This window comes from Actinopolymorpha cephalotaxi, assembly GCF_013408535.1.
Classification (GTDB): domain Bacteria; phylum Actinomycetota; class Actinomycetes; order Propionibacteriales; family Actinopolymorphaceae; genus Actinopolymorpha; species Actinopolymorpha cephalotaxi.
Map to the genome: position 1 here is coordinate 5,230,643 of NZ_JACBZA010000001.1, position 15,684 is coordinate 5,246,326.

The 15,684-nt window shown below is 70.4% G+C and carries 12 protein-coding genes; 3 read left to right on the top strand and 9 right to left on the bottom strand.

Annotation, left to right across the window (positions count from 1 at the left end; translation table 11 throughout):
- Window positions 1-102 precede the first annotated feature (102 nt).
- On the top strand, window positions 103-2,403 hold the full coding sequence (locus FHR37_RS23260; RefSeq protein WP_179771019.1) for an HNH endonuclease signature motif containing protein: 2,301 nt from the start codon (window positions 103-105) through the stop codon (window positions 2,401-2,403).
- A gap of 62 nt (window positions 2,404-2,465) precedes the next feature.
- On the opposite strand, the gene FHR37_RS23265 is transcribed toward FHR37_RS23260, so the two are convergent.
- From FHR37_RS23265 to FHR37_RS23275, 3 genes are read right to left on the bottom strand one after another with little or no spacing between them, the layout of a single operon-like run.
- Window positions 2,466-3,869, bottom strand: coding sequence for an NAD(P)(+) transhydrogenase (Re/Si-specific) subunit beta (locus FHR37_RS23265; protein ID WP_092881991.1), 1,404 nt, complete (start codon window positions 3,867-3,869; stop codon window positions 2,466-2,468).
- Window positions 3,862-4,170: an NAD(P) transhydrogenase subunit alpha gene (locus tag FHR37_RS23270; protein WP_092881989.1), complete on the bottom strand. Its 309-nt coding sequence runs from the start codon at window positions 4,168-4,170 to the stop codon at window positions 3,862-3,864. The genes FHR37_RS23265 and FHR37_RS23270 overlap by 8 nt, the downstream gene beginning before the upstream one ends.
- Window positions 4,171-5,295, bottom strand: a complete 1,125-nt coding sequence (locus tag FHR37_RS23275; RefSeq protein WP_092881987.1) for an NAD(P) transhydrogenase subunit alpha — start codon at window positions 5,293-5,295, stop codon at window positions 4,171-4,173.
- Between the two features lie 89 nt (window positions 5,296-5,384).
- On the opposite strand from FHR37_RS23275, the gene FHR37_RS23280 reads away from it, so the two are divergent.
- Both FHR37_RS23280 and FHR37_RS23285 read left to right on the top strand, forming a co-directional pair.
- A complete protein-coding gene (locus tag FHR37_RS23280; protein ID WP_092881985.1) occupies window positions 5,385-6,158 on the top strand; it encodes a dienelactone hydrolase family protein in 774 nt (257 codons plus the stop codon).
- A gap of 164 nt (window positions 6,159-6,322) precedes the next feature.
- Window positions 6,323-9,592, top strand: coding sequence for a glycoside hydrolase family 2 TIM barrel-domain containing protein (locus FHR37_RS23285; protein ID WP_092881983.1), 3,270 nt, complete (start codon window positions 6,323-6,325; stop codon window positions 9,590-9,592).
- A 145-nt stretch (window positions 9,593-9,737) separates the two neighbouring features.
- Here the strand turns inward: FHR37_RS23285 and FHR37_RS23290 are convergent, their stop codons facing one another.
- From FHR37_RS23290 to FHR37_RS23315, 6 genes are all read right to left on the bottom strand, one after another.
- The gene (locus tag FHR37_RS23290) at window positions 9,738-10,643 is read right to left on the bottom strand and encodes a polyphosphate polymerase domain-containing protein (RefSeq protein ID WP_092881981.1); all 906 of its coding nucleotides are present in this window, start codon (window positions 10,641-10,643) and stop codon (window positions 9,738-9,740) included.
- On the bottom strand, window positions 10,640-11,272 hold the full coding sequence (locus FHR37_RS23295) for a DUF4956 domain-containing protein (RefSeq protein ID WP_092881979.1): 633 nt from the start codon (window positions 11,270-11,272) through the stop codon (window positions 10,640-10,642). The genes FHR37_RS23290 and FHR37_RS23295 overlap by 4 nt, the downstream gene beginning before the upstream one ends.
- Window positions 11,273-11,503: 231 nt before the next feature.
- Window positions 11,504-12,934, bottom strand: coding sequence for a methyltransferase, FxLD system (fxlM, locus tag FHR37_RS31020; protein WP_202817943.1), 1,431 nt, complete (start codon window positions 12,932-12,934; stop codon window positions 11,504-11,506).
- Between the two features lie 44 nt (window positions 12,935-12,978).
- Window positions 12,979-13,920 carry an ABC transporter ATP-binding protein gene (locus FHR37_RS23305; RefSeq protein ID WP_092881977.1) on the bottom strand — a complete coding sequence of 314 codons (942 nt, stop codon included), beginning with the start codon at window positions 13,918-13,920 and terminating at the stop codon, window positions 12,979-12,981.
- Window positions 13,917-14,807: an ABC transporter ATP-binding protein gene (locus FHR37_RS23310; RefSeq protein ID WP_237768628.1), complete on the bottom strand. Its 891-nt coding sequence runs from the start codon at window positions 14,805-14,807 to the stop codon at window positions 13,917-13,919. Before FHR37_RS23310 ends, FHR37_RS23305 begins: the two co-directional genes overlap by 4 nt.
- Complete coding sequence (locus FHR37_RS23315; protein WP_092881973.1) at window positions 14,800-15,675, bottom strand: ABC transporter permease; 876 nt, start codon at window positions 15,673-15,675, stop codon at window positions 14,800-14,802. The genes FHR37_RS23310 and FHR37_RS23315 overlap by 8 nt, the downstream gene beginning before the upstream one ends.
- Window positions 15,676-15,684: the final 9 nt, after the last annotated feature.

Consider the following 15,684-nt stretch of genomic DNA (forward strand, 5'->3'; position numbering starts at 1 on the left):
AATCACGGTCGGCCGGTGCCAGGTTTTTGTCCACAGGTAGCTGATCGGCTTGCCCTTGTGGACAACGAGTTAGGTGTCGGTGGCAGCCAGTAGAGTTCGAACATGCATTCGACGACGCAGGACCTTCCCGGCGGCGGTGGCTACGGCACCGTCGCCCGGTTGAGGGCTGCGGTCGGCATGTTCCGCGCCGGACTCGACGAGGCCCTGGCCACCCCCGCCACCTACGTCGAGTCCCGCGCCCTCGGTGAGCTGATCGGCGAACTGACCGTCGAGGAGTCCCGGCTCGACGCGCTGAAACTGGGGTGGGTACGCCAGGCAGAGGCCTGCGACATCGGCAAAACCACCGGCGCGGCCACCACGGCGGCCTGGCTGCGCACCACCCAGCGGATGGGCACGAAGGACTCCTACGCCACCGTCAACCTCGCCCGCGACCTGGACCGCACCATCACGTTGACCGCCCGCGCCATGGCACGCGGGGAGGTCTCGTTCCGGCACGCGCAGGTCATCGCCGGAGCCATCAAAGACCTGCCCAAGTGGATCAGCCTCGAACAACGCGCGGCGGCCGAGGAGTACCTGATCGAGGAGTCCCGGCGGCGTAATCCCGACGACGTACGCCTGCTGGGCCGGCACCTGTTGCGGGTCATCGCGCCCGAGGAATGGGAGAAGCAGCTCGGCAAGGTACTCGACGCCGCCGAACGCGCCGCCGAACGCAGCCGGTCCCTGTTCTACCGGCCCAACGGCATCCCCGGCTCCGAAACCGTGGTGATCAAGCTGCCGGTGCTGGAGATGGAACAACTCCGCAAGATCATCGAAGCGCTCGTCGCCTCCGACAAGCGTGCCGAACCCGACGACCGTCCCCTGGACCAGAAGCGTGGTGACGCGTTCGCCGAACTCATCGCCCGGATGGCCGAGTGGGAGGCATCGCCCAACCGCGGCCGGGGCCGGGACTGTGTCACCGTGCTGATCCACCTGCAGCAGCTGATGGCAGGTGTCGGGTTCGGCAGCATCGACGACCTCAACCCCATCCGCCCCATGCCGTGTGGCTGCCAGACTCCCGACGCCAAACGCCAGAACGCCAAGCGCAAGGCCCGCAAGAACGCCAAGCGCAGCAAGAGTTCCGAGTCTGGTGAGTCCGGCGAGTCCGGGGGGTTCGGGCGGGGCGCAAGTCGCGGCGGCACGACAGACGCCGAACCCGGCCAGAGTGCCGGCGATGGCGAGAGCGCCAAGCCCGACAAGGCCGAGAACACCAAGCCGGGTAGGACTCCTGACGGCACCGAGGCGGCCACACCTGAGGACGCCGAGCAGAGCAGCTGCCGCGAGCCCCGTGCAGACGCCGAGCCCAGCGAGGACGTCGACGACACCGCGCCCGACGCCCAGCCGGGCCAAGCAGTCACCGACCCCGACGACACGAGCGGCCCCACCGCCGAGCTGGGCGGCGCTGGCGAGCCCGGAGACCTCGGCGACGTCGGTGACCCGAACGTGACGAGCAACCCCGTCCGCCCCAACAGCCCGGCCGGTTCTGGCGACCCGGACGCGGTAGGTGACCTCGGCGAGAGTGCGGTGCCGACCGGTACCAGTGCTCCGGAGGCGGCTCCCACTGCCGCCGAGACCACAGCGGCTGCCCGAAAAGATCAACCAGACAAAGAGAAACTACCAGCCGACCGGCCGGACCCGTCGGTCGGAACCGCTGAGCGGATACCCGCACCACGAGAACCCGGACACCACCCACAACCGAACACCGCCACCGGAACCAATCCCGGCCCGGGAACTGGACCGGGACCCGGATCATCCGATCCGGAACCCGAACCACACAACGGGAATCCGGAACCACATACCGGCCCCGAGGACTGCGACCTCGGAGCCGAAGACGACGCCGAATTCCAAGAGGGTGCGGCGGAGCCCGAGGCTGCCCCCGACCACGACGACCGCGCCCGCCCCAACCAGCCCGTTGATCCTCACGACGGGTGTCAGAAGTGCGGCGGTGGCGGATCGGCCCGCATCACCGGACTACGCGGGGAGCCGCTCTCGGTCGCGACGATCCGGCGGATGGCGTGCGACGCGAACATCATCCCCGTCGTACTCGGCGGCAACGGCGAGGTCCTCGACGTCGGCATGGCAGACCGGTTCTTCACCGAAGCGCAACGCCGGGCCCTCGCCGTCCGCGACGGATCCCACTGCCATTTCCCCGAATGCCAGGTACCCGAACGACGTTGCGTCGCCCACCACATGACGGCTTGGGATGACTTCGGGCCGACCGACCTCGCGAACGGAGTCCTCTTGTGCAAGACGCACCACACGTTCGTCCACCACAAGGGCTGGACCGTCCGCATGGGCAGCCACGGCCACCCCGAATACATCCCGCCCGAATGGGTGGACGTCCACCAGAAAGTGCAACGACCATGAGGGACCCCGACCCGGGAGTGTCACCTGGGCAGTTCACGCCTGCCCAGCTGGCCTCCCTGCGCTCACACCGAGCGGAGCGCGGCGACCAGCCTCGTCAACGACTCCTTGGCGTCACCGAAGAGCACGGTTGTCTTCGGGTCATGCAGCAGGGGGTTCTCGATCCCGGCGAACCCGGGCCGCATCGACCGCTTCAGGAACACCACCGCCCTGGCCTCGTCGGCGTTCAGGATCGGCATCCCCGCGATGGGCGAGCCGAACGGTTCACGCGCGGACGGGTTCACCACGTCGTTCGCACCGACCACGAGCGCCACGTCGGTGGCCCGGAACTCCGAGTTGACGTCGGCCATCTCCACCAACTGCTCGTACGGCACGTCGGCCTCGGCGAGCAGCACGTTCATGTGGCCGGGCATCCGGCCCGCGACCGGGTGGATGGCGTACACCACCTCGACGTCGCGCGCGGCCAGCGCCTCGGCGAGTTCGCGGAGAACGTGCTGTGCCTGCGCGACGGCCAGCCCGTATCCGGGGATCAGCACCACCCGGCGCGCATACCCCAGCATCACCGCGATGTCTCCGGCACCGGCCGACTTGACCGGCCGGGAACTCTCCTCCGTCGCCCCCTGCGTCGACGGTCCGGCAAGCCCGCCGAACACGATCGTGGTCACGCTGCGGCCCATCGCCTGTGCCATCAGCCTGGTCAGCAACGTGCCGGCCGCACCGACCAGGGTGCCCGCCACCAGCAACAGCGCGTTGCCGAGCAGGTAGCCGCTCGCCGCCACCGACAAGCCGGTGAAGGCGTTCAGCAGCGAAACGACGATCGGGACGTCCGCACCGCCGATCGGGAGCACCAGCAGCACACCCACGCCGAGCGCGAGCAGCGCCAGCACGATCCCGAACACCACCGACCCGAGTACGACGGTGGTCACCGCCGCGGCGAGGGTCACGACCAGGACGCCGCCGTAGACCAGCCGGGTGTGGGGTACGACGATCGGCCGGCCGGGCACCCAGTCCTGCAGCTTGCCGAACGTCACCAGCGAACCCGCGAAGCTCACCGCGCCGACCAGCACCGTGAACGCCACCGCGATCCGGACGCCCACATCCGCGTCGGCAAGCCCGCCGAGTTCGCCGAGCTCGCGGAGCTCGAGCAGCGCCACCAGGGCGGCCGACGCACCGCCGACCCCGTTGAACAACGCCACCAGCTGCGGCATCGCCGTCATCACCACCCGGCGGGCGGCGACCGCACCGACCGCGGCGCCGAGAGCGATGGCGACCAGGATCGGAAGGAGGTTGTCAGGACGTACGGCGGCGAAGGTCACGGCCACCGCGAGCACCGCGCCGGCGGCACCGACGAGGTTGCCGATCCGCGACGTGCGCGGTGCGGCCAGCCCGCGAAGGGCGAGGATGAAGCACACCGCCGCGACGAGGTAGCCGAGTTGCGCCCACACGGGCGTGGTCGTGGGGTCAGCCATGACGTCTGGGGCTCCTGGCAGGAGTCCTTCCACGGAACATCTCCAGCATTCGGTCGGTCACCACGAAGCCACCCACGAGGTTCAGGGTCGCGAGGAACACCGCCACCAGTCCGACCCACAGCTCCACGGCGTCGCGGGCACGGCCGGTCACCAGGATCGCCCCGATGAGGATCACGCCGTGAATCGCGTTCGCCCCCGACATCAACGGCGTGTGCAATGTCGTGGACACCTTCGAGATGACCTCGTACCCCGTGAACGCGCTGAGCACGAACACGGTCAGCAAAGCGACTCCCTCGGTCATCTACCCCACCTCCCCGAGGAGTTCGAGCGTCGGCCGGTGGACCACTTCACCCGCGTGGGTGACACAGGTGGCGGACAGGATGTCATCACCGAAGTCCAGATGGAGAGCGCCGACCCGCACCATCAGCAACAGCAGGTTGACGACGTTGTGCCCGTAGAGCTCGCTGGCCGGTCGCGGCAACTGGCTGGCCACGTTCGAGCCGCCCCAGACCAGTACGCCCCCGACCATCACCTCATGGCCGGGAATGCTGCCCTCGACGTTGCCGCCCTGGTCGGCGGCCAGGTCGACCACCACCGACCCCGCCCGCATCCCGGCGACCATGTCAGTGGTGACGAGCACCGGCGCGGTCCGGCCGGGCACCGAGGCGGTGGTGATCACCACGTCCGCGGCGGCGACGTGCGGGGCGAGCAGCTCCCGCTGGCGGGTGGCGCGTTCCTCGTCCATCTCCCGCGCGTAGCCGCCGGCACCCGCGAGCGGCGGCAGGTCGAGCTGCACGAACTTCGCGCCGACGCTGGCCACCTCCTCCGCCGAACTCTCGCGGACGTCGTAGGCCTCCACCACCGCACCGAGCCGGCGCACGGTGGCGATCGCCTGCAGCCCGGCGACCCCGGCGCCGAGCACCAGCACCGCCGCCGGCCGCACCGTGCCGGCGGCGGTCATGAACAACGGGAAGAACCGCTGCAGGCGTTCGGCCGCGACAATCGCGCCGCGGTAGCCCGCGACCATCGACTGCGACGACAACGCGTCCATCGGCTGCGCGCGGGCGGTGCGCGGCACGAGGTCCATCGAGAACGACGTGATGCGGCGCTCGCGCAGCCGGCGGACCAGCGGCCCCTCCTCCGCCGTCGGCAGGAAGGACACCGTCACGGCACCCTCGCCGAGCTGGCGGGCGGTGCTGAGGTTGATCGGCTGCACCGACACCACGACGTCGGCACCGGCGAGCACCTCCTCGCTCACCTGCGCGCCCACCGCACGGTAGTCCTCGTCGGTGGCACCCGCCTCGTTGCCGGCGCCGGACTCCACCGACACGTCGACGCCCGCTGCCAGCAGCCGGGGCAACTGCTCCGGCAGCAGCGCGACGCGGCGTTCACCGGTCCTGCGTTCCCGAAGTACGGCTATCCTCACGGGCGGCCACCCTACGGCACCCCCGGAGGCGGAGGTAGGTTCGGAGCCGTGCCCGGACAGCGGTACCCCACCGACGAAAGGAGCACCCCATGTGCTTCCCCGCGGACGCCCTTCCCCCCGAGCCGCCCGGCGGTGCCGAACCGGTCACCGGTTCCCGCATCACGCTGACCGCCGCCGACGGCGCCACCTTCGGCGCCTACGAGGCGGACGCGCCCGCGTCCAGTGGTGCCGGTGTGGTGGTGATGCCGGACGTGCGCGGTCTGTTCGGTTTCTACGAGAACCTCGCCGAACGCTTCGCCGGCGTGGGCATCGACGCCGTCGCCATCGACTACTTCGGCCGAACGGCCGAGGAGCCGCCGCACGCGCGTGGCGACGACTTCGACTTCCGCTCCCACGTCGCCCGTACGACTCCGGAATCGGTCGCGGCCGACGTCGGCGCCGCGGTGGACCGGCTGCGGAGCCGTGGCCGGGTGACCTCGGTGTTCACCGTCGGCTTCTGCTTCGGCGGCTCGTACTCCTTCCTCGCCGCGTCGCGCACCGACCTCGCCGGCGTCGTCGGCTTCTACGGCGGCATGCGGCAGCGCGTGGAGGGCGGCCCGACGCCGATCAGCGAGGCCGCGGGGTACAAGACGCCGGTGCTCGGCCTGTTCGGCGGGGCGGACGAGAGCATCCCGCCGGAGAAGGTCGAGGAGTTCCGGTCCGCGCTGGAGTCCGCCGGGGTCGAGCACACGCTGCACACCTACCCGGGCGCGCCGCACAGTTTCTTCGACCGCAGCTTCGACGACTACTCGGCCGAGTGCGCCGACGCGTGGACCCGGGTGCGGGAGTTCGTCGCCGTCCGCTCCGGTCCCCGGCCAGCCTGACGGAGGGGTCACCCAGCCGGGTCCGGGTGGGCGGCCCCGGTTCGCGGGTGGGGGTGGCGCAGGTTGTTCCCGAACGGCGTTCAGCTGGCGGGCAGGCGCTTTCCCCTGCTTGCGGAGGGGGCCTTACGGTGGGTTGAGAACGATCCCACCCAGGAGGGCCACCCATGGCTGCGAACGATCCGACCGGGCGGCCCGACGCCCACCCGACCCACTCCAGTGGAGCCGCCGGGACCGGCGCCGACGCGCTCGGCTCGCTCCGGGTGTGGGAGACGCCGGAGTTCACCGGCGCGAACCGCCTGCCCGGCCGCGCGACCATGCTGCCGTACCCGACCGCCGAGCAGGCCCGCACCGAGACCGGCGCCCGGGTGCTGTCGCTGGACGGCAACTGGGCGTTCAGGGTCGTCGACCGGCCCGAGGACACCCCCGCCGACTTCCCCGCCGCAGACCTGGACGTCTCCGGCTGGGACACGGTGGCGGTGCCGGGCAACTGGACGATGCAGGGCCACGGCCGCCCGCAGTACACCAACGTGCAGATGCCGTTCGCGCCCAACCGGCCACCGTACGTACCGGCGGCCAACCCGACCGGGCTGTACCGCACGACGTTCGACCTGCCCGCGGACTGGTCCGGCGAGCGGGTCGTCCTGCACGTCGGTGGCGCGATCTCGGTGTCCTCGATCTGGGTGAACGGCGTCCCGGTGGGCATCGGCAAGGACTCCAGGCTGCCCAGCGAGTACGACGTGACGGCGGCACTGCGCCCCGGCGCCAACTCGCTCGCCGTCCAGGTCATCCAGTGGTCGGACGCGAGCTACGTCGAGGACCAGGACCAGTGGTGGCAGGCCGGCATCCACCGTTCGGTCTATCTCTACGCGACCAAGGCGACCTACCTCGCCGACGTGGCGGTCACCGCGGGCTACGACCACACCACCGGCGCGGGCACCCTCACCGTCTCGGCCGAGGTCGGCGAACTGCCCGGTCCCGGCTGGAAGGTCACCGCGACCCTGGACGCCCCCGACGGCGGGCCGGCGCTGGCGCAGCCGCTGACCGGCGAGACCGCCGCGCGCGCCGGCGACCTGCCCGGCCTCGGCGTGGTCGGCCTGGCCGCCGACCTGCCCTCGGTCTCACCCTGGTCCGCGGAGGTGCCCACGCTCTACACCGTCGTGGTGAGCCTGGCCGACCCCGACGGCAACGAGGTCGAGGCGACCCGCGTCCGCACCGGTTTCCGTACCGTCGAGATCCGCGACCGAGAGCTCCTGGTCAACGGCCGCCCGGTCTACATCCGCGGCGTCAACCGGCACGAGCACCACGAGACGTTCGGCAGCGCGGTGCCGAAGGAGACCGTGGAGCAGGACGTCCGGGTGCTGAAGGCGTTCAACGTCAACGCGGTCCGCACGTCGCACTACCCGCCGGACCCGTACTTCCTGGAGCTCGCCGACGTGCACGGCTTCTACGTCGTCGACGAGGCGAACATCGAGGCGCACGCCAACTACACGACCGTCTGCGACGACCCGCGCTACCAGGCGGCGTTCGTGGACCGGGTGAGCCGGATGGTGCTGCGCGACCGCAACCACCCGAGCATCATCGCCTGGTCGCTCGGCAACGAGTCCGGCTACGGCCCCAACCACGACGCGGCGGCCGGCTGGGTGCGCCGGGTGGACCCGACCCGGGTGGTGCACTACGAGGGAGCGATCGCGCCGGACTGGTCGGCCGGTCACCCGTCCTCGGACCTGATCTGCCCGATGTACCCGTCGATCGACCGGATCGTGGAGTGGGCGAAGACCACCACCGATTTCCGGCCGCTGATCATGTGCGAGTACGCCCACGCGATGGGCAACAGCTGCGGCAACCTCGCCGACTACTGGGCGGCGATCGAGGGCTACCACGGGCTGCAGGGCGGGTTCATCTGGGAGATGCTCGACCACGGAATCCGGAAGAGCCCGGACGACCCGCGGCCCGGCTTCTCCTCCGGTGACCAGCCGGGCTACTGGGCGTACGGCGGCGACTTCGGCGACACCCCGCACGACGGCAACTTCGTCTGCGACGGGCTGTTCTGGCCCGACCGGACCGCGCACCCCGCGATGTGGGAGGCCAAGCGGCTGTTCCAGCCGTTCGACGCGACGCTGGCCGGCGAGGACCGGCTGCGCGTACGCAACAAGTACGACTTCCGCGACCTGTCCCACCTGCGGATCTCCTGGGAGGTCAGCGTGGACGGCACCGTGGTGGAGTCCGGCACGCTGCCGGGGCTGTCCACCGCGCCGGGTGCGGAGGAGGAGATCGCTGTGCCGTGGAAGCGGCCGGCACTCGAGCCGGGCCAGGAGGCGTACGGCACGCTGCGGTTCCACGCCGACGACGTGCCGCTGGCCGGGCCCGGGCACGAGGTGGGCTGGGTGCAGCTGCCGATCGGCAGCGGACCGGCGGCCCCCGGCGCCGCGGCCTCCGCGAGGACGGATGCCTCGGCGGCCGCCGCGTTGTCGGTCGAGGAGTCCGGGGACGGCTGGACCGTTCGCGGTGACCGGGTGGAGGTGGCGGTCCGGCGTACCGACGGAGCGCTCACCGCCTGGCGGGTGGACGGTGTGGACCTGCTGGAGTCGGGCCCCGTGGTCAACACCTGGCGGGCGCCCGTCGACAACGACGGCATCCGGCTGGACGAGAGCCCGTGGCAGCGCGGCCACCAGGCGTACTTCCGCTGGCTGGACGCGGGCCTGGACCACCTGGTCACGAGCACCGAGTCCGTCCGGGTCGAGGCGGCCAAGGACGGCGGCGCTCTCGTCACCCGGGTCGAGCGGCTCGCCCCGGAGAGTGGCGCCGAGGACGGCAAGGGCGCGGCGGGCACGGCGGGCGCGGACACCGGCATCGTGCACGAGGCCCGCTGGGAGATCCGCGCCGACGGTTCGGTGACGGCGAGCCACCACGTCGAGGTGGGCGCGGGGCTGCCCGACCTGCCGCGCGTGGGTGTGCTGGCCACCGTGCCGGCGGGGTTCGAGCAGGTGGAGTGGTTCGGCCGCGGGCCGCACGAGAGCTACGTCGACCGCAAGGCCGGTACGGCGGTGGGCCGCTGGTCGGGGACGGTGGACGAGCAGTACGTGCCGTACATCCTGCCGCAGGAACACGGCAACAAGACCGACGTGCGCTGGCTCGCGCTGCGCCGGGCCGACGGTGCGGGGCTGCTGGTGAGCGCGCCGACGCCGGTGGAGGCAGGGGTGTCGCACTACTCCGCGCAGACGCTCGGGACGGCGCGGCACACCGTCGATCTGGTCCGCGACGAAGTCACCTACCTCACCGTCGACGTCCGCCAGCGCGGGCTGGGTGGCGCGAGCTGCGGGCCGGACACGCTGGAGGTCTACCACGTGCCGTCGGGTACGTCGTACGACCTGGCCTACCGGCTGGTCCCGCTGCGCGCCGGCGACGACCCGGCGCAGGTGCACCGGGCGATCTGAACGATCGGCTGAGCAGCCGGTCGTGGTCTGGTCCGAGTGAAGCGGCGGTCCGACTCCTCGGGGTCGGACCGCCGCTTCGTTGTCGGACCGAGCGCTGTTCAGACCGAGCGCTGTTCAGACCGAGCGCTGTTCGGACCCAGTGCTGTCACGTAGCTGGTGGCGGACCAATCTGGACGCAGGTGTCAGATTGGTCGGCTCCTGGGTCTGCGACGTCGTTCCACTCGCGTAGGTGGGACTTTGGACGCCAGTCGAAATGGTGACGTAGAACCCGGTTCCACGGGTTGGTCACAACTGTGGGGTTGAGAAGGGCGAGGGCGACGCAGTACTTGCTGATGCTGACCGGCCGGACTCCGAGTTCGCGGAGAATCCGGTCGGCCGTGCTGTTGCCGGTGACGGTCTTGCTCTCCACGAGGATCTGGTCCGTGAGCCCGTCGGCCGTCCGACCGCGGTGCTGGCAGACGAGGTCGAGGTCGCAGGTGAAACGGTTTCCCTCTGCGAGGTCGACAAGGGTTCCGCGAAGGTACCTGGTGGTGACGACCGGTGCCAGTTCGGGCGCGCCGATGCCGTACTCGGCGTGGAGCAGGTCGTCGAGCAGGCGGTGGGCCTCATCGGTGAGCGCTGCGCGGTGCTCGGCCGGGTGGGGGAAGCGGGCCTTGGCGGTCTGTGAACGGCGGCCTTTCAGTTTGACCTCGAACATGCAGATGCCGGAGTCCACATAGGTGCGCGTACGGACCTTGTAGCGGAGTCGGCGGCCCTGCAGATGCTGGCGGTAGAGGTGCAACTGAGGGGTGTCGAAATACACCGACTCGTACTGGAACAGTCGTCGGCCATCGATCTCCAGGACGGAGTACCGCTCGCCGAGCCGGGTGAGAAGCTCGGTGAAGCTTTGGGCGGGAACGAGGTACTTGCGGTCGACCCGGGTCTGCAGAGCCGCCTGCTCCAGCACCGTCGGCAGGTCCACTCCGGTCAGCGGTGCGAGCGCGTCGGCGACGAGTGCGCTGGCGCGGGTCGGGACCTCGGCAGGGTGGGGCGTCGCGACGGGGGCCGTCATGGAGCAATCCGGTCGAGTTGGCGGGCGACGTACGTCGGGGAGGTGCGGCGGTCGAAGAGCCGGAACCGCACGTCGACGACGGTGATGTCACGCACCAGGTCGAGTTCACGGACGACACAGTGTTTGACCTTGCCGGCCAGGAGTTGTTCAAGGGCTGCGTAGAGGCGGCCCGGGTCGGGATAGGCGGCGTCGAGCGTGACCGTCTGCCGTCGGGTCCGGACGAGCAGCCGAGGGTGGTCCGCGACGTACATGACAGCGAGGAGCGTCGCGGACAGCGCGGGCGTGAACCAGACGCGTCCCGTGTGTAGCCCATTGATGAGCCCGAGGGCCAGGGAGATGAAGTAGTAGGCGACCTCCTCCTGGGTGATCGAGTCCGAACGGAGCCGGACGATCGACAATATGCCGAACAATCCGAAGCCGAGGCCCAGGCCGGCACCGGAGCCGGCACTGGCGAGGAGGGTGGTGACGACAAGGACGCCGACGTTGAGAGCGATGTACGCCAGCAGCAGGTCGCGACGGTAGTAGCGCCGGAAGTACACGAAATAGGCCAGGACGCAGATGGCGACCAGGTCGGCGATCAGTGCCGTCCAAAGGTTGTTGGCGGTTAGTGCCGTCCAAAGGTTCCGCATCACTTCTCCTCGAAGACAGCTGGTGTTCACGGGTCGTTGACGTCGCCCGGCTGCGTCCAGAATCGGTGATCCCCGTCGGCGACGAGCCGCCTTTCGACGTGGATTGAGAGGTCTCTCATCCGATGAGGGACGGTCTCGGGGGATGACGCATCGCTCGTCCACGACGTCCGGAAAGGTCGCTCCGACCACACCTGACAGTTTCGGGTCACGCAGCCGATGAACGCCTTGTCATCAACCACATTCCGAGGAACGACACTGGCTGGGCGTCGCCGTCGCGGTCCAGGACACCAACACCCGCACGTACCTTTTGTCGACGACGTACTTTCCCTCGTACGCACCGCCGTCGTCCGAACCGCCGTCGTCCGAACCGCCGTCGCCCGAACCGCCGACCGGCAGCGGCAGCACCTCCACCCGCATGAGCTCGCTGCCGGGCCGGCCGGCGTCGTCCCACGCCCGGGCGGCGGCCACCAGCCGGGTGGCCAGTACGGACCCGTCGGCGCCGTAACCACGGACCGCCAGTGGTGCCACGTCCGACCGGTCGCCGGTACGCGGTCTCGCCAGCAGCGCGGCACTCGCGCCGGCCACGAGCCCTGCGCCCATCGCGGCCGACGGGCCGGACGGTCCGTCGTAGACGACCGGCAACTCCACCGGCCCGCGTTCGATCGCCTCGGCGGCGGCGTACAGCCCGCAGCTGTCCGGTTCGGTGAGCGCGAGCCAGCCGAAGAGGCCGTCCACGAGTTCGGGCGTGGTGAGCTCCAGCCCGGTGGCCACCTCGACCGGCCGGCCGGCCAGCGCAAAGGCCAGCCCGTCGGCGCCGATCTCCCGTTCGTCGTCGACCGACAACGAGACGCCGACGTTCTCCCCCTGGGGCACGCCAGACCCACCGGACGCGCCGATCCGGAACCGCCGTCCGGGCCCGGCGGCCAGCCCGCGCAGCGGCATGAAGCCGCAGGTGTACGCCGACCGGCTGCGCCAGCGTGGCCCGGCGTTCCCACCGACCGCGTCCACAGGGTCGACCGCATCGACAACATCGACAGGTTCGACAGGTTCGACAGGTTCGACAGGTTCGAACGCGATCGACCGCATCACGCCCCGCAGGTCGAACGGCACCACCAGCCTGCCGTCGACCGCGAGTTGCTCGCGCCACGCAGGCGGCAGGTCCCACGCGCCGGCGGTGACGATCATCCGGTCGTACGGCGCACCGCCGGGCACACCCAGCGCGCCGTCGCCGCACTCCACGCGCACCCGGTCGTACCCCGCCGCCACCAGCGCGGCCCGCGCCGCGTCGGCCACGTCGGGCTGCAGATCGATCGTCGTGACCCTGCCGTCCGGACCGGCGAGGTGTGCGAGCAGCGCGGCGTTGTATCCGGTGCCGGCACCGATCTCCAGCACCCGGTGGCCGGGCCGGACGTCCAGCTGCTCCAGCATGATCGCCATGATCGCCGGCTGGGAGGACGAACTCGTCGCCGTGCCGTCCGCGTCCCGGCGAGTCACCACCGCCTCGTCGGCGTAGGCCTCCTCAGCCGGTACGCCGGGCAGGAAGAGGTGCCGCGGCACCGTCGCCAGCGCCTCCGCCACCCGAGAGTCGTGCAGCACGTCGCGCGCCCTCAGGTCGGCGACGAGCGCCTCCCGCAGCGCGCGCAAGTCCGGGTTGACAGTCACCCAGCCCCCCAGAACACCTCGGCCCCTCAGAAAACCTCGGCCCCTCAGGGCACCCGCGCCTCGAGTGCCTCGTCGCCGGGCGGAAGCTCCGGGCCGGCCTCCTCGCGTTCGGCCTGGTCCACGTCGATCCGGTCGGTCCAGCGGGCGTCCGGGTCCGGTTGTGGGACCGATGCCAGCAGCAGCTGGGTGTACGGGTGCTTCGGCGTGTGCATGACCTCCGACACCGGACCCTGCTCGACCACCCGGCCCTTCGTGATCACCTTCACGTCGCCGCCGACGTAGTAGACGGTGGACAGGTCGTGGGTGATGAACAACGTCGACATGCCGTAGTCGCGCCGGAAGTCGACCAGGATGTCGAGGAACAGCTTGCGCACCTGCGCGTCCAGCATGGACACAGGCTCGTCGGCGATGATGAAGGCCGGCCGCAGCATGTGCACCCGGGCCAGCATGATGCGCTGGCGCTGCCCACCCGACAGCTGGTGTGGGTAACGCCCGAGCACCTGGCCGGGGTCGAGCTTCACCGCCCGCAGCGACTCCTCCATCAGCTCACCGGCCCGCTCCTTGGACCGGGTGAGCCCGAACTTCCTGATCGCGCTGCGCAGCACGCGGTCCACCCGGTAGACGGGGTTGAAGATCGCGTACGGATCCTGGAAGACCGGCTGCACGTTGCGCCGGTAGTCGTCGTACTCCGCCCGCGACAGCTTCGAGATGTCCTTGCCGCCGTAGGTCACCGCGCCGGAGGTGGGTGCCTGCAGGCCGAGGATGATCCGGGCGATGGTGCTCTTGCCGCTGCCGCTCTGCCCTACCAGGCTGACGATCTGCGGCGGTTCGGAGCGCAGCGCGAACGACGTCTCGTGGACCGCGGTGAGGAAGCCGGTCGCCGAGCCCCGGGCGTGGAACCGCTGCACCACCTGCCGCAGCTCGATGTCCTTGCCGCGCCCGTCCCTGCCCCGCGTGTCCTCCGCCCGGGTGTCCTGCGCCGTCACCGCACCTCACTCTCCTTCTGCTGCCAGGGCGCGTCCCCGATCCGGGGGATCGACTCGATCAGGCTGCGGGTGTAGGGATGCTGGGGTTCCTTGAAGACCTGGCGTACATCACCGACCTCGACCACGCGTCCCTCGTACATCACCGCCACCCGGTCGACGAGCTGCGCGTGCACACCCATGTCGTGGGAGATCACCACCAGCGTCACGCCGAACTGGTCACGCAGGTCGCCCAGGCTCTGCAGGATGACCCGCTGGATGGTGACGTCCAGCGCGGTGGTGGGTTCGTCGGCCACCACCAGGTCGGGTTCGAGGGCGATGGACATCGCCATCAGCACCCGCTGCTTCATGCCGCCGGACAGCTCGTGCGGGTACATCCGGGCCACACCGGGATCCAGGCCCATCGAGCGCAGCAGCCGCGGGATCATCTCGTCGATCTCGCCCCGGCGCTGCCCGGCGTGTTCGACGATGACGTCGCGGAACTGGTCGCCGACCCGCATCACCGGGTTCATCGAGTTCATCGAACCCTGCGGGAGGTACGACAGCGCCCGCCAGCGCAGTGCCCGCAGCCGGCGTTCGTCGACCTTGAGCAGGTCGACCGACGGTCCATCGCTGGGGTGGAAGGCGATCTCGCCACCGGCGACGTAACCGGGCGGGCGGAGCAGCCGCAGCAGCGACACCGCCATGGTGCTCTTGCCGCTGCCGGACTCACCGGCGATGCCGAGGATCTCGCCTCGGCGTACGGTCAGGTCCACGCCGTCGACGGCAGCGACGTCGCCGCCGGTGGTGCGGTAGTGGACCTTGAGTCCCTTGATCTCCAGCACCGGCCGCTGCTGCGCGGCGTCCGCCGGCGGAGACGGGGCGGGTTCGGTCGCGCTCGGCCTAGGCACCGGCGACTCCTCTCAGACGCGGGTTGTAGACCTCTTCCAACCCGATGTTGCAGAGGTTCAGCGCGGCGAACAGCAAGGTGAGCAACAGGATCGGCGCGACGAACATCGGCCAGGCGCCGAGGGTCAGCGCACCGGTCCCGATCGCACTGAAGATGATCTTCCCCAGGTCGATGGTCTCGCCCGGCCCGAGCCCGATCACCTCAAGGCCCACAAGGGCGAAGATCGCGCCCAGCGCCGAGGAGGCGAAGCCCACCCCGATGTAGGGAAGCATGTTCGGCAGCAGCTCGTAGGCGATGATCTCCAGGTCGCGGAACTTCGTCACCTTGGCGAGTTCGACGTAGGGCCGCGCCCGCAGGCTCAGCACGTGCGCGCGGATCGTCCGGGCCGCGAACGGCCAGCTGAACACCGCGAGCATCAGCGCCACCTGGGTGATGCCGACGTTCTTGGTGTACGCCGACAGCGCGATCAGCAGCGGGAAGCTCGGCACCACCAGCACCATGTCGGTGAAGGTCGACAGCACCCCGTCGACGGCACCGCCCTTGTAGCCGGCGATGAACGCCATCAGCACGCCCGCGATCGTGGAGATCACCCCGGCGATCGCGCCGACCTTCAGCGACACCGCGAGGGCGCCGATCACCATCGCGAAGACGTCCCGGCCGAACTGGTCGGTGCCGAGCCAGTGGTCGGGCGAGGGCACCTGCCACTTCTCGTACGCCGCGATCGCCACCGGGTCCTGCCCGCCGCCGACCGCGGAGGCGATCAGCGGACTCGTCACCGCGGTGAGGATCAGCAGCAGGAGCAGCACCAACCCGGTTGTCAACTTCCAGTTGCTGGTGAACACGCGTCCCATGCCGCGTACCAGTTTCATGCCCACTCC